We start from the raw sequence: 20,782 nt of genomic DNA, 5'->3' as shown, positions 1-20,782 counted from the left end.
TGGCCGCCGATACGGCGGCGAAATCAATTGCGATAAGTGAACGGACGAGAAATCTATCCTTGAAAGCCTAGGTCGCCCGGCGGGCAAGTCAAAAAAGTCAACGCATATTTCGTAGACTTCGTCGATTACCAACGAACGAAGCCGGACAACCAATGACGGTCATTCCGGTTGATCCGATGTTCCGGGGGTTTTCGGCTGCGGAAGCAGCGTGACATCGACAGGCAACCCCACAACCAACTCGGTGTCGAGATTGTCTCCTTGTTTCTCGACCTCGATCCACACTTCGCGGGTTTTTAGGTCGTATTGCTCACCCGGCCGGTCGCCGGAGAAAACCTTTGTTTCGAGTCGGGGGGCGCATCGCACGACCTTGCCGTAGAATGTTCGACCGGGAAGCCCTTCGGCGGTGATTTCGGCCGCCATCTCTTCCTTCACGCGGGGGGCGTCGAACTCCTCGACGAATGCCTTCACGAAAGTTGCCGACGTATCGGCCACCACGACCGCCGGAAGGGGACTTTCGGGGCCGATCAGCTCACCCGGCTCGCAATGAATGTCGAGGACGCGACACGAAACGGGGGCCTTGAGAACCGTCCGTTCGAGTCGAATCTTGGCAAGCTCCAATTGCGACTCGGCGGCGGCCACTTTGGCGCGACATGCAGCGACGTCTTCGGCCCGAGGCGGCGACTCGATCAGCTCGAGCGAGGCCTGGGCCGCGGCGACTTCGGCTTCCAGCCGATCGAGATCGGCTTTTCGATCGTCGGCTTGCTGGCGCGACACCGACTGTTCGGCGGCCAAACGGTTTACCCGTTCCCAGGTCGTTCGCGCATGTTCCAGGGCCACACGTTTGGCTTCCAAGACGGCGCGGGCCTCGGCGACTTCTTCCGATCGTGCGCCCGCCAAGAGTTTGTCGAGTTGGGCCTTGGCCTCGGCCAGTTGCGCTTCGGCCAAGGCGACCTGATGCCGATACTCGGCATCGTCGATTTGCAAAATCGGATCGCCCGCCTCGAGCAAATCGCCTTCTGCGGCGTACAATCGCACGAGTTTTCCGGCGATTTGAGGACGCAGCTCGATCGGATCGCCCTTTCCTGAGACGATGCCGGGCGCGCAGATGCGACCGTGCTCGGCCGTCCAATCGATCGTTTCGGGACCGGCCGGTCCGCGGGATCGACTGTCGATGGCGAATCCCAACCCGGCCACCAGGCCGATTCCAACAACGGCGAGAATGATTCGCGTCATGCCGGTGAACCCTCCGCGGTCGCAAGGACCGCCGTTTGCGGTTCTGCTTTCTCGACAATGCTTCCGTCTTCCAACCACAACACGCGATCGGCAAAGCCGAAGATCCGTGCGTCGTGCGTGACGACGATCGCCGTTTTACCTTGTTCGGCCGTCAACGCCCGCAACAGACGCATGGCCTCGGTGCCGTGCTCACCGTCGAGCGAGGCCGTCGGCTCGTCGGCAAGGATCAATTGCGGATCGTTCGCCAAGGCGCGGGCAAAGGCAATCCGCTGGCATTGGCCGGCACTCATGCGGCGAGGATCGGCATGCAGATGCTCTCGCAAGCCCACCCGGTCAAGAAGCGCCGATGCACGGCGCCGCGCCGCCGACCAGTCCACCCCTTGAAGCACCATCGGCACGCATACATTGTCCAAGGCGTCCAAACCTCGGATGAGATGAAACCGCTGGAAGACGAAACCGATTCGCTTCCGCCGAAGTTCGGCACGGGCGGTTTCATCGAGTCGTTCGACGGGGGTATCGAACAGTCGCACGGTTCCGGCGTCGGGCGTCAGAATACAACCGAGAATCGAAAGCAGGGTCGATTTCCCGCTGCCGGAAGGCCCGGCCAGAAATACGCATTCACCCGGGCGTGCGTCGAGATCGATCCCGCGCAGCACCTGCATGCGGTTCGTCCCGCGAGTGAACGATTTTTCGATTCCCCGGACGGAGACGATCATCGTGTGTTCTCGAGCTCCAAGTTTTTCACCGTGTTATCCCTGCAAAACCATCAACGGATCCACCCGCCGAATCCGCGCACACGGCACGATCGACGCGATCAGACACGTGATGACGGCCAAGGCACAGCTTCCCAACGACAACCACCACGGAATCACGATCGGCGAAACCGGCCCGTCGAGAAACGCCTGCATCGCGGCAGTGATCGCCAAGCCGATCAATGCGCCGACCCAGGCCAACAACACGGCTTGCGTCAGGACAAGTCGGCTCACATGCACATCGGTGGCACCGATCGCCTTGAGCGTCCCGATTTCGGTGAGCCGGTCGAGCACCAACGTGTAGAGTGATTCGGCGATGATGATCGTACCGACGACCAATCCCAAAAGCGTCGCCGCGCCGAATCCGACGCCGATCGGCGAGCGCACGAGCCAGAATCGGATGGAGGTCCACGCGTATTCGTCGGCGGTCAGCACCTCGGCATCGGGAATCCGCGCGCGAATGCGATCACGAACCTCGGTGACATCGGCCCCCGGGGCGACCTTCACAAGAAAATACGAGGCGGCATCGGGAGATTTGCCCGTATACTCGACGGCACGGTCGTATGTCGTGAAGACGTACGGTGCAACCAGGAAGCCGGTCACTCCTCGCGTCTTGGCTGTGATTCTCGCGCGGCGACCTCCGATCTCACGACGCTCGTTCAGCTCGGGCAATTCGATCTTTTCCATCTCGTAGGCATCGACCACAACCCCGTCGGTTTGCAACAGAGCGTCGGGTGAGCCCGCCTCGAGATTCCAGGGACGTCCGAGCTTAGCCCCGGGCGGCATTCCCACCACGACGACGGCCTCCCATGATCCGCTGGGGAGCGTCATGTTCGACCAGCCGATCAGGTAGGGCTCGACGCGCGACACACCGGGCGTTCCGGCAATCCGATATTGCCAGCGACGGGGAACATCGTGCGGGAAATCGACGTTGTGCATCCGATAGTGGCCGACCCAGATATCGGCGTCGCTGTGCTCCACCAGGAGGCTGGCCTTCCGTAAGAGCCCGATGAACAACCCGCCTTGGATGTTGACCAGCGCAACAGCGAACACCACGCCCACCAGGGCGGTCAACAACTTGCCTCGGTCGGAAATCAGCGTTTTCAGGGCGATCGACCACATTCCATTTCAACCGTAGCTCATAGGGGCGTACGCGAGTCCGACGCAAGGTTCCTTGAACGCTCGTCGCACGAAGTGCCATTTTGAGGGCAGAGACAACTTGCCTATTCCACCCACACGGCGCATGTTGCGCACAGGTCACAACCGAAACTTCCCGAAAGCCCCCCTCAAGTGCCGGAATGATGCCCCTAGTGAATGCGAGACGAGAAGCTGGGCTATCAGGAAAATCGGTATAATCCGCGCGGAATGTAAATAGGATCTCCCAAACCGACCGATCTAGCGAAATACCTGCGCAACGACTACACTCAGGCTTGTTGATTTGTGGAATCTGAGAGCTACCGGCAAGGATGGAAAACGAGGAGGTGGCCGTGCCGCGGTTCGACTTGGGTAAGCTTTCTTGGGCGGGATGTCTTTTCCTGGCAACATTGGTCACGATTTTTGCATACGCACCGACGACTCGCGCCGAGGAAGCCTCGTCCCGTGAGTTGGAAACCCTCGTACCCGACTATGCCGTGGGGTTTGCAGCCGTCCATGACGTCGCCGATTTTCGGGAACACGTGCGCTCGACTCAGTTGGGGCAACTTCTCCAAGATCCGGCGATGAAGCCGTTTTTGGATGACGTCCGTGCTCAACTCCGCGATCGAATTGCCGGTGTGCGAGAAAAACTCGGCATTTCGCTGGAAGACCTCGAGGGCATCCCCTCCGGCGAAATGGCCGTCGCCACGTTACTGCCTCCCGGCGGGAAAGGTGCGGTCGTTCTGCTGGTGCAAGTGGCGGGAAACGAAGAACGTGTCGCCGTACTCCTGGAAAAGGTCGCCGACGGCCTCGCCGAACGTGGGGCGAAAGAATCGACAAACGAGGCCGCAGGACGAACCGTCCACGTGTTCGATCTGCCCGAAAACGAACGGGTACCGGGCAAACGACAAGCCGTGTACTGCTTGGATTCGGGGCTGTTGATCGTTTCGGATTCTCTCCAGATCGTCGAAGACGTCCTCGCCCGGCTCGACGGCGATGCTCCTTCGTTGGATGAAGACGAGAATTACCAAGCGGTCATGGCCCGATGCCGCCAAGACGCGGGCGAAGATCACGTCCCGCAGGTACGTTGGTATGTAAGCCCGTTCGGCTACGCGGCGGCCGTCCGGTCTCTTCTGCCCGAAGACGAAAACGCTCGTCGGGGGCGAATCGCTGCGGCCCTCGAAGCGGCTGGCTTCTCGTTCATTCGCGGTGTCGGCGGTTGGGTCGACGTGGCAGTGGACGACGTCGAGTTGCTCCACCGCACGTACATCTACGCTCCCGGCCCGCGGGAAAAGTCGGCAAACATGCTCTCGTTTCCCAATGGAGAAGATTTCTCATTACCTTCGTGGGTACCGCGCGATCTTGCCACCTATACGACCGGTTACTGCGACATCCTCAAGGCGTTCGACAGTATCGGGCCCGTCTTCGACGAAACGATCGGCGAAGGCGAAGAGGGCGTGTGGCAGGACGTGTTGGCCAGCTTGAAGGACGATCCTTACGGCCCGCAAATCGATCTGCGCAATGAACTGATCGTTCACCTGGGCCGACGAATCACGGTGGTCACCAGTTACGAAAAGCCGATTACCCCCAAGAGCGAGCGATTGCTCATCGGCATCGAGGTCGCCGACGAAGCCCAAGTCGAGGCGGCCTTGGCCAAGATGTTGGCCAACGAACCCGACTTCCACAAGCGGGAGTACAAGGGGCTGACGATCTGGGAAAAGGTACCGCCCGAGCCGTCCGAGATGGAATTCAACATCGGCGGCATTCCCGGCTTGGAGGAAACACCGGCCGAAGAGGAAACCGCAGAACCATTGTTGCCGAACGCGGCCGTGACGGTCACCAAAGGCCATCTGCTGATTGCATCCCATCTGGATCATCTCAAGAAAATTCTCGATATCGAAGAGCCGCGAGAAACGGCCGCCAGAATTCCGGAGCTACTCGAAGTTATGCAAAAGATCGAGGAGATGGACGGCGCGAAGTCGTGCGTCCGATTCTTCTCGCTGACCGACGAAGAATACCGCCCCACATTCGAACTCATCCGACAGGGCAAGATGCCGGAAAGCGAGACCGTCCTCGGACGCGTTCTCAACGTCCTGCTCGCGCCGCCCGAACCGGGCAAACTTCGTGAACAACGTATCGACGGCAGCAAGCTACCCGACTTCGAAGTCGTACGACGCCACCTGGGGCCGGCCGGACTGTTCGGAATCACCGAAGACGAAGGCTGGTTCTTCAAGGGCTTCGGGTTACCGAAAAAATAATCCCACCAACGCTGATTGCGTGGTGTTGCGAGGTTCGCGATCGCCACGAAACGCGGTCGGGTGTTGAAGGACACCGCAGGGCAGGGTACGATCGCACGGCACACAGGTTCTTCTGTGGTCTGTTTGCCGTAGGGTCTGCCCCAAGCCATTCCACTGCCTTGCAACAACCATGCTTCACCCACTCTTGATCGTTGCGTGCGGCGTCGTCACCGTCGTCGGATTGATTCTCGTCTTGCGGGTAAACGCCTTCATCGCGTTGATCACGGCGGCCATCGTCGTCGCCGTTCTTTCGGGCGGTCCGACCGACGACAGCATCCGTGCTGCTGCAGGAGCGTTCGGAAAGACGGCCGGCAACATCGGCATCGTCATCGCCTTGGCGGCGATCATCGGAAAATGCCTAATGGACAGCGGTGCCGCGGACCGCATCGTTCGCGCATGCATGAACGTAACCGGTGAAAAGCGAGCCGGCTTCGCCCTGTTGGGCAGCGGGTTCCTGCTGTCGATCCCTGTGTTTTTCGATACCGTCTTTTACTTGCTCGTCCCGCTTGCCAGATCGCTTCACCGCCAAACTCGTCGCGGTTATCTGACGTACATCCTGGCGATCGGCGGGGGCGCGGCGATCACGCACACCCTGGTTCCGCCCACCCCGGGACCGTTGGCGGTTGCCGACAACCTGGGCGTCGAGTTGGGCATGATGATCATGATGGGTGTGATCGTCGGACTTCCGACCGCACTCGTCGCCCTTGTTCTTGCTCGGCTCTTCGACCGATGGCTTCAACTCCCAATGCGGCCCTACCCGGGTGAGGAACAGGATACGGCAGCGGAGCCGGATAACGCCTTGCCGCCGCTGACGTTGTCGTTGCTGCCGGTGGTTTTGCCGGTCGTGTTGATTTCGGCGAATACGATCGTCGGTGTCGTCCAACAACGCGAATTACAAAGCCTTCGTGCGCAAGGGCGAATATCACGTCCCGATGTTCTCGCCGAGAAGCTGGCCGAAAGCCTGGACGACAAAGCGAAAGCGTCTCCCTTGGTTACGGCACTCGCTGAAACCTTACCGGAAAGCATACAATCGCAACTTCGCTCGGACCTCGAGCCGACAACGCTCGCCGATACGATCGCTCAGGCTCTTGACGGTCTCGCCGCACGCGGGGTCCCCGAGACGCTACCCGGCGCGGCCGGTCTCACACTTCCGCGAAACGTTGAACGGCTCACGCTAATACCGCCGGATGAGCGCTCGACGGCCGAGACGATGCTCGTATCGTGGACGATTATCGATCTTGCCCTTCCCGAAGCACGTGTCGAAACGACCTGGCAGCGCGTGGCCTCGCTCACCGGTTTTTTCGGCAACGCGAACCTTGCGCTGTTGCTTTCAGCGGTCATCGCGATGTACACACTGGTACGCCACCGCAAACTGACTTTGCAACAACTGGGCAAGACGACCGAAACCGCTCTGATGAGCGGCGGTGTGATTATCTTGATTACAGCGGCGGGAGGTGCCTTCGGGGGTACTTTGCAACAGTCGGGCTTGCAAGATTACGTGCGGCAGCACATCGGCGCGAACAGTACGATTCCCCCGGGAATTCTCCTTTTGGTCGCCGGATTCGCACTGGCTTCCCTGATCAAGATGGCCCAAGGGTCGAGCACCGTCGCCATGCTTACCGTGTCGTCGATCTTCGCCGGCATGTTTCCTTCGGCTCAACAGATGGCCGAAAACCTGCATTGCCACCCGGTCTATCTTGCCTTGGCAATCGGTGCAGGCTCACTGGTGGGATGCTGGATGAACGACAGCGGGTTCTGGGTCGTGTCTCGTATGAGCGTTTTCACAGAGAGCGAAACGCTCAAAGCCTGGACCCTGCCGGTAGCCATATTGGGCACGACGGCCTTCCTGTTCGCGCTGGCGGCTGCTTGGTGCTTCCCGCTCGTGTAACAGGGGACACGGCACGCGCCGGATCACCGAGAGGTGCCGACTTCCACCTTGGCCCAAAACGGATGCAACCGGTCCCCTCGCAGTCGCACGTCTTCCAGGATCGTCGCCACGCTTGGTGAGACGTCGCGAGAGTCGATCGTTCGACCGTTGATGCTCAGCGAAAAACGTTCCTCGAAATCGACCAACTCGGGCGAAAGCCACACGGTCGCCAACGATGCGCCCGCGCGCACGAACAGTTTGTTGCTGGTCGGCGACGGCCGACTCCCCGTAATTCTCATGGTTCTGGGAGCACGCGGCGGCCACAATGCCGGATCGGTCGCCACCGCCGGCGGCAGACCTTCGATTTGGACATACCAAAAGCGATCGTCCCATTCGCGCATCGTAACGGCTTCGAACTCCTGCGGAAAAGCGATTCGCTGTTGATGGCCCATCCAATCGAAGATTCTCAGAATCTCATCCGAAAAATTCTCACGGCCGCGTCCCAAATATTCGACGACGATCGTCGGCGAGGCGGTCCGCAGGCAACGATCCAAATCTCGGGAATTATCCTTCAGCAAAGAACCGTCGAGTTCTCCCATCACGACATAAAACGGAAGCAACTTGGCGTTCGGCCAATAGAACGAGCAATAGCGATCGGAACGTCCGCACACCGGAATTACCCCGGCCCACATACTCGGATGTGCCAACCCGATATCCCACGCCGCGTCGCCCCCCATGAAATGCCCCGACAAGAACAGTCGATCGGTGTCGATAGAAAAGCGACGGCATGCATCTCGGACGGCATGCAACACGGCCAAGTGTTCTTGTAGCGAGTAATCGTAGCGCGATTGATGCTCGGTGGTCCACATGGGCGCAACGACGATGTAGCCGTGCCGTCCGGCCTGTCCTAATCGAACACCGTTTTCTGTACGTTCTCCCGCCCACCAATCGACTTGCTGGGCAGCCGTCGTTCCCGCCCCGTGCAATGTCACGATCGTGGGATACTTTCGCAACGGATTGTATTCGGGAGGAAGCTGCACAAGATACCGGTTCGCCCGTTCGGGAACCGTCTCCGGGACGTCGACGACGAAATAGCCCCCCGCTTCTTCCGACAATTCCGGCGCGTCGACCGGTTCCATATGGGCCAACACGGCCGATACGTATGTCGGCGTAGCCCCTTCCTCACCTTCCAACTCCTTGAGAACTTCGCTGCGGGTCAAGGCATCCTCGGCGGTAAGATACCGTCGTACGAGTTCTCGCACACGGTACAGCGAGAGCGCCACGGGCAATCGTCTTCCCGCCAAGTTCGCGCCTACGAACCACCCGCTGACGGCCAAGGCCACCCGTTCTTCGGCCAACAGCGTGTCGTCGTCGACTAATTGGGCGAACGTCGCCAAACGAGGGAGCGTGTCGAAATCGAGCTTTTGCTTGATCTCGGCCAAGATCGGTGCCAGCTCTTCGCGAACGCCGGTCGACGGTATCTCGTCCACCAATTCTTCCAATCGCGTCACGAGCCGTCGCCCCTCGTCGGATTGTTGCTTGTATTCGTCGACGATTTGACGCACCTGTTGGAGCAGTTCTCCGCCCACGTTCTCAGAAGGAAATCGATTCAACAAATCGAAGACCAACCGATGTTGGCCCGCCTGCCGTCGCATTTGCAACTCGCCCAACAAACGTTGGGCAGCCAACGATTGCAGCGATCGTAACGTCGCTCGAAGGGCATCTCGTTCTTCGTCTTCGACGGTCGGGTCCTCGAGAATTGCCTTCAGCTCTTTGACCGCGTCCTCGTAGCGTTGCATTTGGATGAAGAACCGCGCAATTTTCTTGCGCAGATCAACGTCCGGATTGTCGTTTCGCCCCGTGAGAATGCGATAAAGGGTTTCCGGCGGAATGGAGGTCGTGGCCATCCGCATGTCCCAGTAGTGGGTAAGCCCGCGAACACGCGTCCACTTGGGGGTGATTTCCGTAATCCCTTGGACGACGTCGATAGGGCCCTTCGCCCCGCGCATCGTAAAAATGCGCCTTCCATATTCATCGAACGGCGTCACCCGCAGCGGCATCCCGACCGAGCCGATTGCCGGTCCCGCCAGTTTGACTCGCTGCGGTATCGTAAACCGCTCGAGGACCTCGTTCACTTCGCCCGGGCGAATCTCTAGAATCTGGCGTTTCGCGACGTAGGTGCGGCGCAATTCGTCATCCACGAAAACGATCAAGGGAATGTCGCCGCCGTCCTCACTGAGCGGCTTCGGCAACTCGACAAGCCCCGTCACCTGGCCCAAACTGCCGCTCAGTACCCAACCGTTTTTCAACACGACTTCTTCGGCGACGACGTCCGGGTTCCACAGCCCGGCCAGTGCCGCCACACCGAAAATGGCCGACAAGCAAAGTCGGCCGCCCCATCGCCGGTTCGTTCGCATCCGCCGGTGACTTCGCTCCGTCATGGCTCTTCTCTCGTTAATTCCCTGCCGGTTGCTTCATATCACCAAACTTGCCCATCACCCCCAATTGTGCGCGTCATTTCCTGCCTAGGTACCGCGTCTCCCTCGGCACGAGGTTACGGCCTCCGCCATGAGACTGTGCGCTATTGTACCACCCTCCATTCCCTTCGCTTGCATATTTCCTGTCGAGCCGTCGATTATCACAAGCGGCTCCATCCGTCTCGCTTGACAACGTTGCCGGTTGCCCGGAAGATCATACAAACAAGAAGGTTTAGGAGGATTATGCCCATTATGCGACCGGCGCATTCTTGGAAAGTTGCGATCGCATTCATGACGACTGCGGCCTTTGCGGGCGTCGTCGGACTCGCGGCGATCTTGGTCACGGCCACCGTGTTGGATGCACTAGGGGACGTCGCCGGAGCGATTGCGTCGAGGTATGTGGCTCTCGGCGTCGGGGTTTTGCTGGCCATCGACGTCGTCTGTCTGTTGTTGACTGTCGGCTATCTGATCGCAGCAAGCCTGTCCTCCGGCCCTTCAGACGACGATCCACCAAACGCAGACTGAGTATGTCGTCGAACTTCGACGGGCGCGCGACAAGACGGCACCCGAAGGATCGAGTATGCTTAAAATAGCGGTGTAGGGCATGTCGCCGTTTCGGGCGACGCGTCTTTTGCACACCACCAGCATGAGCCGACGCTCGCCAGCACGATGCCCATTCACTTCTTTTGTCCGAACTGCGAAGGTCTACTGTCGATCGCTCGGCGAAAAAGCGGCACGACGATCCAATGCCCTCGTTGCGGCAACTCGCAAACCGTTCCCACCGAATCCGATCCCGTCGCACGCGAGAAAGCCCGCCGATTGCGCCAGCATCGCAGTGCAGAAGCGATCGCCCCCTCGGACGACCGGTCGCCCGCTGTTTCCGAGGCAAAGAAGCGTTCTTCAGGGAAACTCGACGGGAAATCTTCCCTTGAGATGAGCGTTCGACATTCTGACGACGACCCCTCGGCAGCTGAGACAGATGGCCGGCTTGCCTTCCGAGAATTCAGCGATCGCCGGTTGCGCAACAGCATCCTCGTTAGTCGTTCGGCGCTGGGCGCGTACTTCCTGCTATTGCTGACGGCTTCCTTGGGCAGCCTTTTCCTGGGTTATCAGCTCGCTGCTACCGAGTCCACAGGCGAAGTCGAGACCGCGTCGCATCGCGCCGCCCCGCCCCCGCAACCGGCCGATCCCATCTTGTTCGACGGCAAAGTGTTCTACGCAAAAGGAGAAAACACGCTCATTCCGGATGAACAGGCCGTCGTGCTCGTCGTTCCGGCCGACAAGCGTCCCCATTCCCCGCTTTCTATCGAGGGATTTCGAACATGGGAAAACACCTCGCCGCCAGCCTCTACTTTAGAAAGCCTCGAACAAATCGGCGGTCGATATACCCGCGCAACGTCCGACGGAACATTCAGCGTCGTGTTGCCCTCACCGGGCAAGTACAAAGTTCTCATCGTCTCACGTCATTTGGCAAGGTCGGGCATCACCGACGAATTGGCCCTGACGCAAATGGGTGAGTGGTTTGCGCGCCCGGTGGACCTCATCGGCGATCGAGAGTTTGCTTGGATGTCTTGGTCGGCCCAACCGGGCCAAGAACCGCTCGTGCACACGTTTCGGAACACCAACCCGTTGGATCTGGAAAGCCTCGACCTGAAGCCGTAGCCACCACCACGGCATCTCGCGTCATTCCTCGGCGCTGCTCGAGGGATATTCACCATAGGTGGCCGAACACCGCGGGGTTTCCCAAAGTTTCACGCCGACGACCGGCAAACCCTGCTGTTTTGCGTAATCGTAAACCAACTTCGCAATGTTTTCGGCCGTCGGGTTGGCATCGATGACGAAGAACTCTTCCTGCAACTGTTCCAGATGGGGAATCAGTGGATCGTCCCGGCACAGGATCATCTTGTGATCGAGATTTTCGTCGATCCATTTGCCGACGATCTGCTTGATCGTGCCGAAGTCGAGCACCATTCCCAAGTCATCGAGTCCGCCTCCGGCGAAGGAAACGATCAGTCGTCCATTGTGTCCGTGCAAATGTCGGCACTTGCCGGGGTAGTTGAGCAATCGATGGCCGTAACAAAACTCGATTTCCCGCGAGACGTGGTACATGCTTTCCTCAATTCGCATTCATCCGTCGTACGTCGACGGTCGTTCCCGTTCGTTCCTCAATCGGCGACTGGGGCGACGGGATGCATTCCCGCCCAAAAGTCGCCGTCGCGTCTCTCGGCTCAGAGCAGCCGAGGTATCCGACGCATTCATTGTTTACCAACGAAGCGCTCAGACAACTACCCGGCATACGATGTCGGGTCCGATACCCCCACATCGGCGAATGCTTGCCTGCGCTCACGGCACTTATTGCATTGTCCACAATGCATTTCACCGACCGGCCGCAGGCACGAAAACGTGGCCGCCGAAATCTCCGGAGGCAGCTCGCGGACAATGTCGGCTTTGGTCATACCGGCCAACGGCCGGATAATTTCGATCGTCTCATCGGGATAACAGGCCACTAGTTGCTCGAACAGCCGAAAAAAACGTCCGTTCGCATCGCCGAAGGGGTTGCCGTCAAGCACACCGATCGCCAATTGCCGGACACCTTGCCGCGAACACCAAAGTGCGGCTTTGGCAAGCAAGAAAAGGTTTCGACCCGGCAAATAGACCTCGGTATCCTCCGATGCGGCATCAGGTACGCTGCGACCGGTCACACTCCAGTGATCGCCATACACGTCTGCAACGGGCACATCCAACAGCTTAGGCGGCTTCAGCCCGAAAGGAGCCAACAAATCGACCAGCCGTCGGACAGCCCGGACCTCGGCGTCCTCCCAGAAGAGCCCGGATCGCACATAGAGAGGCATTACCGAACGCCCCGGCTCCAACAATCGCCGACACACGGCCGTGCTGTCCAACCCTCCGCTGAACAAGACCGCCACACGCTCACCCTTGCGAGAAGGAGAACCGACCCCTCTAAAGGGTGCACTTTCCTTGCATGGTCGTTCATTCACGGCGCATTTACCTGCATATTCGGTAGTTCACAGGGGCGTGAGCGGCCAACCTTGAGACAATCGAGAGGGATTGGTAGACTCCCCTCGAAAAGCAATCTTGGACCACACGAAAAGCCCGAAGCGGCTTCCGGCGGCGTCTACGGAATCTGAGTGTGTCGGAAGTGCCGACTACGTCAATTATAGCGTACGCGAGATGTTTCCCAATCATGGGCGTTTCGTCGTAACCCGTTGAATTTTCTTGCAATACGGCCGGGGGCTTTTACAATAAATTGTAAAGGTCCCAGGTTGCCCACATTACCACCAGAGGAGGTGTGAAGACGATGTGGCGAGCCCTTGGGACAATGGTCATCGCAGGGTGTGCGATCGGCGTCGTCGGACTTTTCGTTCGCGGCGATCAGCCACAGGCCGCACCGGTGGCGGAACCTCGGTTACCGGCGGCAGCCGACGGGCTGATTGCGTTGTCGGTCGAGGCTGGGCCTCACGCTCAGCAAATCACCGTCATTCACCCGCAACGCGAGGTGATGGCCGTGTACCACGTCGATACGACCACCGGTCAGATCGCGTTGCGAAGTGTACGCTCGCTCCGATGGGACCTGTTGATGACCGAGTTCAACGCGGTGAATCCCACACCGCGGGAACTCGAATCGGCTTATCAATCACAAGCTCCTTGAGACGCAATTCGGCGCGAGGTGTCGAGCACCGGCGTGTTTCGCGCCCGGCCCCGCAACGGACGAGTCGCGTCGAGGAGGAACGATATCGGTTCCAGGAGTTCCGGAATGGACAAGAAATTCTATACCACCGACGAAGCAGCCAAGATTCTCGGACTCACTCCCGCCGAGGTGAACGCCATGCGGGAACGCAACGAGTTGCGAGGATTCCGGGACGGCATGGACTGGAAGTTCAAAGTTGAAGACGTCGAAGCCCTTGTTCGTCAGCGACGTCAAGATGTGGTTTCCTCGTCGCAATTCGATTCGAATGAGGGTGAGAAAGCACCGTCCGAAACTGATGAAATCGTTCTCATGGGTGACGACCTGTCGACCTTGGCCGACAGCGAAGCATCGGGCACGGTAATCGGCAGCAGTAATTCTGCGGAAGGCGAAGGCGTCAGTGATATAAAGCTGGGCGGCAGCGACCTGGACCTGCTCGACGAAGGTGATTTCGCTTCGGTGGAGATGGACGCCAAGGTCAACGGCTTCGGCGAAAGCCAAGAAGTCGGCGACGCCGAGCCGCTCGAACTCGAAGCCGCTGAAGCCGGTGATTCGCCGGAAGAACTGGACCTTGCCGCGGACACCAGCGGCGAGGCAGCCGAGTCGAAACCCGACTCCTCCGTCGACCTCTCGCCCGGATCCGAAAAGCTGGAGGACGACGATCTTGTATTGGGGGGCAGCGGCAGCGGAAGTGACATCACCCTCTCCGGCGACAGCGGCATTTCTCTTCTCGACTCGAACGACAGCGGCATTTCACTCGAGGACCCGTTGGAATTGGCACCGGTCGACGACTCGCTCGAACTCGGTGAAGATGACATCCTGACGATCGCCGAAGATGTCGATACCGAATCGCCGACTCAACTGAAAACCGACGACGAATTCCTGCTGACACCGCTGGAAGAGGTCAGCGAGGATGAATCGGCCAGCGGTTCCCAGGTCATCGCGCTGGATACTGATGTTCCCGTTGATGTTGCCGGTGCTGGTGCCCAACCGGCAGGTGTCCTTGGCGGCATGCAACCGCCGGCGGCTCCCGGTGGAATGCCTGAAATGCCGGCCGCGGGCGCCGGTCCGATTCCTCCCACGCCGGGAATGGAAATACCCCAACCCGCCATTCAACCGGCTGCGGCACAACCGGAATTTGCGCCGCAACCGGGCGGCCCGGTCGCGCAACCGGCAGCCTACGGTGCGGCTGCCGCCCCGGCGGAAGCCCCATGGGGAACGCTTTGGGTTACGATGCTCATCATCTGTGCCGTTTTGTTGATTTTGTGCGGGATGATGTGCTTCGACCTGTTGCGCAACATGTGGAGCTGGCAAGGACCGTACTCTCTCAACAGCACGATCATGGACGCGATCCTGGAAATGCTGCCTTAACCGACAACGACGCCATCGTCCCGCCGCTGCGACTAGTACCGCCGGCGGCAGGACGGTCGGCTCCCCGTTCGACTCGAAAGGAGGCGAGTCGTGCAAACCTCGACGGTCAAATGCATCGCCCTTGCAGTCTTGGTTGCCGGTGTGCTTTCCGGCAGCGGCTGCGTCGTGTCGGCCTCGAAGTACAATCGGCTCGAGGCCGAAAGTCGGGCGTTGGGCGAAAAAAACATGGCGTTGGAAACCGAGCTGGCCAACGTGAAACGCCACGCCGAAGAGTTGGCCTTGAAACTCTATCTCGCCGAACAACGGCTGGCCCAACTCGACAACGGGCGAACGGCCCCCGACAACGCGGACAGTCAGCGACGTTGACAGATCAAGCTAACCGGAATCAGGTAGACGGGCGTCGCCTGTTTTCTCGCTCTGCTGCTGCGTATAATCAACCGAGTTGGTTCGTTTTCGATCTTGCGCTGTCGAATCTTCGCAACCGGAGGCCCCGGCACACGCGAGCGAATCCGACGGGACGCACTCCCGGTCCTTTACGGATTCGCACGAAAGAGCAGCCTGGACGTCTCCCCACCCAGTTGCGACGCGCAAGCGACATCGGGTGGTCGCCGACCGGAAAAAGGGACGTGCGGGCCGCTCGGATCATTACCCGGAATTCGTCTTTTGTACCGGATCATACATGCCTCGCTATCGCCTACAGCGCCCCGGCCAACCGCTTGCTGTCCGCATCGTTTACGGAACGATTGAGTTCCTGGCTTCGCTTCGCCTGGCGGTCATCCTGCTTTCGGTGTTGGTGGTCGTCTTGGCGGTAGCCACGTTCATCGAAAAAGGTATCGGCCCGGCCGCCTCACAATTCGCCGTCTATCAATCGTGGTGGTTCTATTTGCTGGGCACCCTGTTAGGCATCAACATTCTGTTTGCCGCATTGATCCGGTATCCCTGGAAACGGTATCAAACCGGCTTCGTAATCACTCACGCCGGTCTGCTCGTGCTGTTGATCGGCTGTCTCGTCAGCGCGCTTCGTGGCATCGAGGCGACACTTTCGGTTCAAGAGGGGGCACTCAACCACATTGCCGTCCGCGATTCACACCATTTCGAACTGACGATCGACAAGAACGACGATCACGGCAACCCCGACAAACAAAAGGTTTCTTTCAATCCCGGTCCGTTCAGTTGGCGCAGCTACAGTGACTGGACCTCGCTATTCTGGGCCGCGCCCGGTAAATTACCTGCATTCCCCTGGAATCTTGCCGTCCGAGACCGCGGCGTGCTGTACGACCGTGACGGCATTCGACTCGAAACGCTGGACTACTATGCCGATTCCGAAATCATCGAGGGCGGGCTGCTGACACTTTACGTCTCGTCGCGCGACGCGTCGGGCAAGGCAGGGGACTGGGAACCGTTGACCATGCGATTGCGTCCCCTGGGCAACGAAGCCGCCGCCCAGGGCCTCGCCGTAGCCCCCTCGGAAGAAACACTGGGGAACGGCGTCCGGCTGGTTTACACCGTCGCCGGGTCACCTGCCGAAGCCGAGGCTTTTCGGCATTGCGTTCCCTCTCCCAAGGAACTCGCCCCTTTGCCCGAGCAAGGCATTGTCATCCTGTACGCGGAGGGCAAGCGATTCGTGTTGCCGTTGGACGACGATGCGGTCGGAAAGAAAATCGAACTTCCGAACACGTCGATCGAGGTGACGGTCAAATCGTTGCGGGAAAGCAGCCTCGGCGTAGTCCTTGAAGTATCCGGCGGCGAAGGCCCGGCGGAGGAAATGAGTTTGTTCGCAACCCACCCGCATTTTTCGCGTCAAGCCCGCAAACATGAAGTGTTCGGAGCGTACTGGGTACTGCCGAAGACTGATGCTTCGTCTCCGCACGAGATGTTGATGGGCGAGGTGGCCGCAGCCGTCCGAAGTCCGCGAATCGAGATTTGCCAAACGGCTACGCCTCGACTGCTGGTACGAACTTGGCGAGGCGGGGTGACCGAGTTTTTCGAACTTCCGTTGGATCGCCGAAAGGCAACGGCGTTGGCCGGCAGCCCCTGGGAAACGCGAATGGTGGTCGACACACTCTTGCCGTTCGCAGAAGAAGGGGAGGTCACGGCCCCCTTGCCGATTCGCCGATCAGGAAACGTGGGGCGAACAGGCATGACGACGCCGCGGGTCAAAGTACGCCTCACGGTCGACGGGAACACCGTCGAGCGATGGATCAGCGACGTCGATCCGCGTATGAGAACAGCCGCAGAAGACGCAACCATCACTTGCCGGGGGGAAGGCCGAGCCGTCCGGCTTCGGCTCACTCGCGACACCTTCGACACGGGCTTTCGCGTGAAGTTGAACAAGTTCGAACGCAAGATGGACCCTGGCACGCGTCAGCCTGCCTACTACGCCAGCAGCGTCGATCTGTTCCTCCCGGTCGATTTGATCGGACCGGAAGAAAGCACGACCGATTCTTTCCAAGAAATCGTCGACGAAGACGGAACGCGTCTCCGCTTGACGGCGAAAGATGTCCGGATCGAATTGAATCATCCCGTTCCGTTCACCGATCCGCGAACGCGTCGCATGTTTCGGGTGTACCAGTCATCGTTCAGCGGTCCCTTCCGACCGGGCGATCCCGGTTTCCCGATCGACTTTGCAGCCGCCGAGCAACGTGAAGAAATCTACGTGTCCCACTTCACGCTGAATTATGACCCGGGCCGAGGCCTCAAATACTTTGGTTCGTTGATGATCGTAGCCGGGATTGCCGTCATGTTCTTTATGAAAGCCTATTTCTTCCGGCGCAGAACGCCCGAATCGCCCGCATCGTCACGACGTAACGACGACAAACCCCATAACGATCAAAACCGGTCCGAAACCACACTGACCCCGTAGACATGAGAAGCAATGCCGAAAGCTTCCTACTCACGTTACGGGTCCGGAAACTCGGTCAAACGCGAATCACTGCCTGAATTCGTTGCCGCACCGGATATGATTTCAAGAACGGTACGACGCTCGGGTATGCCTTTCTTCACCGTCAAAGGGTCATTCATGTTTCGTCTTCGTGTTTTCGTAATTCTCGTGACGACATGCGGCCTCTGGATGTCCTCCGGCGTCTCGACGCCGAAATCGGTCGCCGCCGCATCCAACGATCAACTCGATTGGTCCGTGTGGGAAGAGATCCCAATCTACGACGATGGTCGGATCAAACCGATCCTGGGCTGGGCTCGAGAAATGGCGGACACAATCTGCGGAAAGAAGAGCCCTACGTTGTCTCCGCCTCGAGATGCCCCGGACGATCAATGGAAACCGCTGTTTCCGGACGGCACTCCCCGGAAATTCACCCCGGCCGAACTAATATTCAGTTGGATTGTCGAACCGGAACGCTGGGAACACGTTGCCTTCCTGCCTGCCGCGCACGAAGAACTACGACGAGACTTGCTGGGGCTTCCCGTGAACGATCCTGCGGGCAAGCGGATCAACTTCGTGTCGCCGGCCGAAGTAGCCAAGGCTTCGGCGTTCCAGGCCTGGATGGAAGACTTAATGCGTCGTCGTGAAGCGGTTGAATCGAGCGGGCGCACATTTCGGCTGGTCGGGGTCGACCGCAAGGCTCAAGAACTGTGGACGGCGTATCAAACGTTTCGGTTGCTCTCGTATTCTCCCGTAAGGCGTCCCGGTGAGTCGCGTCCCTTCTTTGCGACGTTGCGCGATGCTCTCGGCAATTGGCGAGAACTGGAGCCGGAGCTGAGCGGCCTTTCGTCCATCGGACTCTTCGGAGATGACAACCCCATCGAGACAATTTCCGGCGACTTCGACAAACTGACGAACCTTGTCTCCAAGGGGGGTGAGCTCTCCGAATTCGATGCCGTCCTGGTCGACTTGAAGCAACAGACCACCCGCATCGTCGAATCGCTTCGGCAACTCGATGAACGAGGACGGCAAGATTCGGCAACCGATGCGGAGCGAATGAAGTCGATCCGGGCCGCCTTGTTGACATTGTCCACAAAGACAAAGGCATTAGACCGGCAAGTTCAATCTTTACACCTGTTCCTGTACGAACAAGGCACGTTCACGCTGCATGTCGTTCCGGCACTGTATGAAGTGTGCTTGATCGTCGATCGTGAATCGGATATCGCCCTGCAACCGTGGATCAGCTTGCCCGCGTTGCTTCACGGCTCGGACGAACTATTGCGAGGATATCCCAAGGACGAACTCCAAAAGGCGAGAATCGCATTCGACCACGCGACGGAGGTGTACCGCGATCGAGATTATCCGAACCGCGCCGAAGCATTCCGACGTGCACTGGTGGATTTCCGGTCGGCCCTGCGTAGCATCGGCGAGGCCGTCGAGCCGCTTCGTCGGGAACTCGACGTACCGGACTCCAGCCGGGACGTACTCGCGCAAACCGCGTATCCGCCGCCGGGATACGTCTTGAGAGAAGTTCACTATTACCGTTTCGATCCGTTTCTGTGGTCTTGGGTCGTCAACCTGTGCGCGTTCCTGGTCTTGGTACTGTCGGTCGGCAGGCTTCGTTCGCCGCTGTTCTGGTTCGGGATCATCCTCTTGATCGTTGCGCAGGCCGTTACGATTTACGGTTTTGTACTGCGCGTTCTGATCACCGGTTGGGCGCCGGTCACGAACATGTTCGAGAGCGTGGTATTCGTATCGCTCGTGATGGGCCTACTGGCGATCGGTTTTTCACTGCGGCCGTTGTACGGGGAAGGGCTCACTCGCGCGTGGCGCATGACCGGAATCCCCGGAACGTGGGAGACCAAGGCGCTTCGTGACGACTCGTCTCGTTGGGCGAAGATCGTGCCGATCGCGAGTCTTCTGCCGCGGGCATTATTGACCGGCCTCCTCTTCTACCTGTTGGCTGTTCGACCGTACGGCGCGGCAGCCAACAGGCCCGTGTTCGACCTATTGCCTGAAGGGCTCTTGGACGCCACGGCTCGAGGAGCCGCCACCGGGGTCCTGGTCAACAGTTTGCTGGGATGGTCGGTGGGAATCCTGATTTTGCTGTCGGCTTCGTGGTATGTTCCGCGTGCCGTCCTCACCGTGGTATTTGCCGCGGTAACGATTCCCGCATCGCTCGCCAAGGGTCGCGTTTGGACGGCGACCGACGAATGCGTGCGGCGTATTCCGTTCGCCAAAGCCGGAGCTGCGCTCGCGTTCCTGGTTGCAGTCGTTGCGTACTTTACTCCCGTTTGGAACAGCAACATCACGTCGATTCAACCGATCTTGCGCGACCGGATGTGGCTTTTCGCGCACGTGCTGACCGTTACCGCCGGCTACGGAGGAGGATTGCTGGCTTGGGGACTGGGCAACGCCGCGTTGTTCTACTACCTGTTCGGCAAGTACCGTCGGCGCGAGCTGTCCGGCGAGGAAACCACGACCACGGGAGAAGTCCACCGCCCGGCCGGGGGCGGCACCGGGTCGGCAACCGCCGTGTATCCGCCGCAACCGTGTCTCGACCTGGGGCCGTACATGTACAAGGCCGTCAAGGTGTCCGTCGTGCTCCTGGTGGCGGGCACGATTCTCGGCGGCGTGTGGGCCGATCGGTCGTGGGGACGTTTCTGGGGCTGGGATCCGAAGGAAGTCTGGGCATTGATCTCCATTCTTGTGTACATGGTAATCATGCACGGACGCTACGCGAGATGGCTCAACACGTTCGGCTTGGCCGCAGGTTCCGTATTCGGGATGATTGCCATCGTGTGGGCATGGTATGGTGTGAATTTCTTGATGGGACCAGGTTTACATTCGTACGCCGGGGAAGGCGGCGGCGGTGGCGAATACATCGTCGCGTTCTTCACGCTGAATCTCCTGTTCGTGGGAGCCGCCTATCTCCGTTATCGAAAAGAAATGTCCTCATCGGACCGGAGAGACCATCCGCCCGAATCGCCTCCCGACTCTTTGCGGGCTGAAGAATCGAAACCCGACACGAACACGAGCGTCGAAAAAGCCGTCTCGTAGAGTCGAG

At 59.4% G+C, this 20,782-nt stretch carries 15 protein-coding genes; 9 read left to right on the top strand and 6 right to left on the bottom strand.

Annotated elements, in window-relative coordinates:
• Positions 1–159 precede the first annotated feature (159 nt).
• From ACYQ2I_RS08775 to ACYQ2I_RS08765, 3 genes are read right to left on the bottom strand one after another with little or no spacing between them, the layout of a single operon-like run.
• Complete coding sequence (locus ACYQ2I_RS08775) at positions 160–1,233, bottom strand: HlyD family secretion protein (RefSeq protein WP_460166634.1); 1,074 nt, start codon at positions 1,231–1,233, stop codon at positions 160–162.
• A complete protein-coding gene (locus ACYQ2I_RS08770) occupies positions 1,230–1,949 on the bottom strand; it encodes an ABC transporter ATP-binding protein (protein WP_460166633.1) in 720 nt (239 codons plus the stop codon). Before ACYQ2I_RS08770 ends, ACYQ2I_RS08775 begins: the two co-directional genes overlap by 4 nt.
• Before the next feature lie 33 nt (positions 1,950–1,982).
• A complete protein-coding gene (locus ACYQ2I_RS08765; RefSeq protein ID WP_460166632.1) occupies positions 1,983–3,107 on the bottom strand; it encodes an ABC transporter permease in 1,125 nt (374 codons plus the stop codon).
• 365 nt (positions 3,108–3,472) lie between these two features.
• Here ACYQ2I_RS08765 and ACYQ2I_RS08760 point away from each other — a divergent pair, with 365 nt between their 5' ends.
• Complete coding sequence (locus ACYQ2I_RS08760) at positions 3,473–5,377, top strand: hypothetical protein (RefSeq protein WP_460166631.1); 1,905 nt, start codon at positions 3,473–3,475, stop codon at positions 5,375–5,377.
• 169 nt (positions 5,378–5,546) lie between these two features.
• Positions 5,547–7,304 carry a GntP family permease gene (locus ACYQ2I_RS08755; RefSeq protein ID WP_460166630.1) on the top strand — a complete coding sequence of 586 codons (1,758 nt, stop codon included), beginning with the start codon at positions 5,547–5,549 and terminating at the stop codon, positions 7,302–7,304.
• A 23-nt stretch (positions 7,305–7,327) separates the two neighbouring features.
• On the opposite strand, the gene ACYQ2I_RS08750 is transcribed toward ACYQ2I_RS08755, so the two are convergent.
• Complete coding sequence (locus ACYQ2I_RS08750; RefSeq protein WP_460166629.1) at positions 7,328–9,724, bottom strand: carboxylesterase family protein; 2,397 nt, start codon at positions 9,722–9,724, stop codon at positions 7,328–7,330.
• 327 nt (positions 9,725–10,051) lie between these two features.
• On the opposite strand from ACYQ2I_RS08750, the gene ACYQ2I_RS08745 reads away from it, so the two are divergent.
• Positions 10,052–10,285 carry a hypothetical protein gene (locus ACYQ2I_RS08745; RefSeq protein WP_460166628.1) on the top strand — a complete coding sequence of 78 codons (234 nt, stop codon included), beginning with the start codon at positions 10,052–10,054 and terminating at the stop codon, positions 10,283–10,285.
• Positions 10,286–10,777: 492 nt separating this feature from the next.
• Positions 10,778–11,422: a hypothetical protein gene (locus ACYQ2I_RS08740; RefSeq protein WP_460166627.1), complete on the top strand. Its 645-nt coding sequence runs from the start codon at positions 10,778–10,780 to the stop codon at positions 11,420–11,422.
• Between the two features lie 21 nt (positions 11,423–11,443).
• On the opposite strand, the gene ACYQ2I_RS08735 is transcribed toward ACYQ2I_RS08740, so the two are convergent.
• The gene (locus tag ACYQ2I_RS08735) at positions 11,444–11,887 is read right to left on the bottom strand and encodes a 6-pyruvoyl trahydropterin synthase family protein (RefSeq protein ID WP_460166626.1); all 444 of its coding nucleotides are present in this window, start codon (positions 11,885–11,887) and stop codon (positions 11,444–11,446) included.
• A 158-nt stretch (positions 11,888–12,045) separates the two neighbouring features.
• Positions 12,046–12,687, bottom strand: a complete 642-nt coding sequence (locus ACYQ2I_RS08730; protein WP_460166625.1) for a 7-cyano-7-deazaguanine synthase — start codon at positions 12,685–12,687, stop codon at positions 12,046–12,048.
• Positions 12,688–13,079: 392 nt separating this feature from the next.
• Here ACYQ2I_RS08730 and ACYQ2I_RS08725 point away from each other — a divergent pair, with 392 nt between their 5' ends.
• From ACYQ2I_RS08725 to ACYQ2I_RS08705, 5 genes are all read left to right on the top strand, one after another.
• Complete coding sequence (locus ACYQ2I_RS08725) at positions 13,080–13,430, top strand: hypothetical protein (protein WP_460166624.1); 351 nt, start codon at positions 13,080–13,082, stop codon at positions 13,428–13,430.
• Positions 13,431–13,535: 105 nt separating this feature from the next.
• Positions 13,536–14,837, top strand: coding sequence for a helix-turn-helix domain-containing protein (locus ACYQ2I_RS08720; RefSeq protein ID WP_460166623.1), 1,302 nt, complete (start codon positions 13,536–13,538; stop codon positions 14,835–14,837).
• Positions 14,838–14,927: 90 nt separating this feature from the next.
• Positions 14,928–15,203 carry a hypothetical protein gene (locus ACYQ2I_RS08715; protein WP_460166622.1) on the top strand — a complete coding sequence of 92 codons (276 nt, stop codon included), beginning with the start codon at positions 14,928–14,930 and terminating at the stop codon, positions 15,201–15,203.
• A 313-nt stretch (positions 15,204–15,516) separates the two neighbouring features.
• Positions 15,517–17,700 carry a hypothetical protein gene (locus ACYQ2I_RS08710; RefSeq protein ID WP_460166621.1) on the top strand — a complete coding sequence of 728 codons (2,184 nt, stop codon included), beginning with the start codon at positions 15,517–15,519 and terminating at the stop codon, positions 17,698–17,700.
• A gap of 156 nt (positions 17,701–17,856) precedes the next feature.
• Positions 17,857–20,775 carry a cytochrome c biogenesis protein gene (locus ACYQ2I_RS08705; protein ID WP_460166620.1) on the top strand — a complete coding sequence of 973 codons (2,919 nt, stop codon included), beginning with the start codon at positions 17,857–17,859 and terminating at the stop codon, positions 20,773–20,775.
• Positions 20,776–20,782: the final 7 nt, after the last annotated feature.

It is taken from the genome of Thermostilla marina (assembly GCF_054657455.1).
The sequence above is the reverse complement of the archived record's forward strand: the minus strand, read 5'-3'. Positions and strand labels throughout refer to the sequence as shown.

Bases quoted from the DNA above. Each gene is read 5' to 3' on its own strand.
- ACYQ2I_RS08725 (WP_460166624.1), top strand. From the start codon at position 13,080: ATGTGGCGAGCCCTTGGGACAATGGTCATCGCAGGGTGTGCGATCGGC.
- ACYQ2I_RS08765 (WP_460166632.1), bottom strand. From the start codon at position 3,107: ATGTGGTCGATCGCCCTGAAAACGCTGATTTCCGACCGAGGCAAGTTG.
- ACYQ2I_RS08720 (WP_460166623.1), top strand. From the start codon at position 13,536: ATGGACAAGAAATTCTATACCACCGACGAAGCAGCCAAGATTCTCGGA.
- ACYQ2I_RS08750 (WP_460166629.1), bottom strand. From the start codon at position 9,724: ATGACGGAGCGAAGTCACCGGCGGATGCGAACGAACCGGCGATGGGGC.
- ACYQ2I_RS08735 (WP_460166626.1), bottom strand. From the start codon at position 11,887: ATGCGAATTGAGGAAAGCATGTACCACGTCTCGCGGGAAATCGAGTTT.
- ACYQ2I_RS08770 (WP_460166633.1), bottom strand. From the start codon at position 1,949: ATGATCGTCTCCGTCCGGGGAATCGAAAAATCGTTCACTCGCGGGACG.
- ACYQ2I_RS08775 (WP_460166634.1), bottom strand. From the start codon at position 1,233: ATGACGCGAATCATTCTCGCCGTTGTTGGAATCGGCCTGGTGGCCGGG.
- ACYQ2I_RS08710 (WP_460166621.1), top strand. From the start codon at position 15,517: ATGCCTCGCTATCGCCTACAGCGCCCCGGCCAACCGCTTGCTGTCCGC.
- ACYQ2I_RS08745 (WP_460166628.1), top strand. From the start codon at position 10,052: ATGACGACTGCGGCCTTTGCGGGCGTCGTCGGACTCGCGGCGATCTTG.
- ACYQ2I_RS08705 (WP_460166620.1), top strand. From the start codon at position 17,857: ATGTTTCGTCTTCGTGTTTTCGTAATTCTCGTGACGACATGCGGCCTC.
- ACYQ2I_RS08755 (WP_460166630.1), top strand. From the start codon at position 5,547: ATGCTTCACCCACTCTTGATCGTTGCGTGCGGCGTCGTCACCGTCGTC.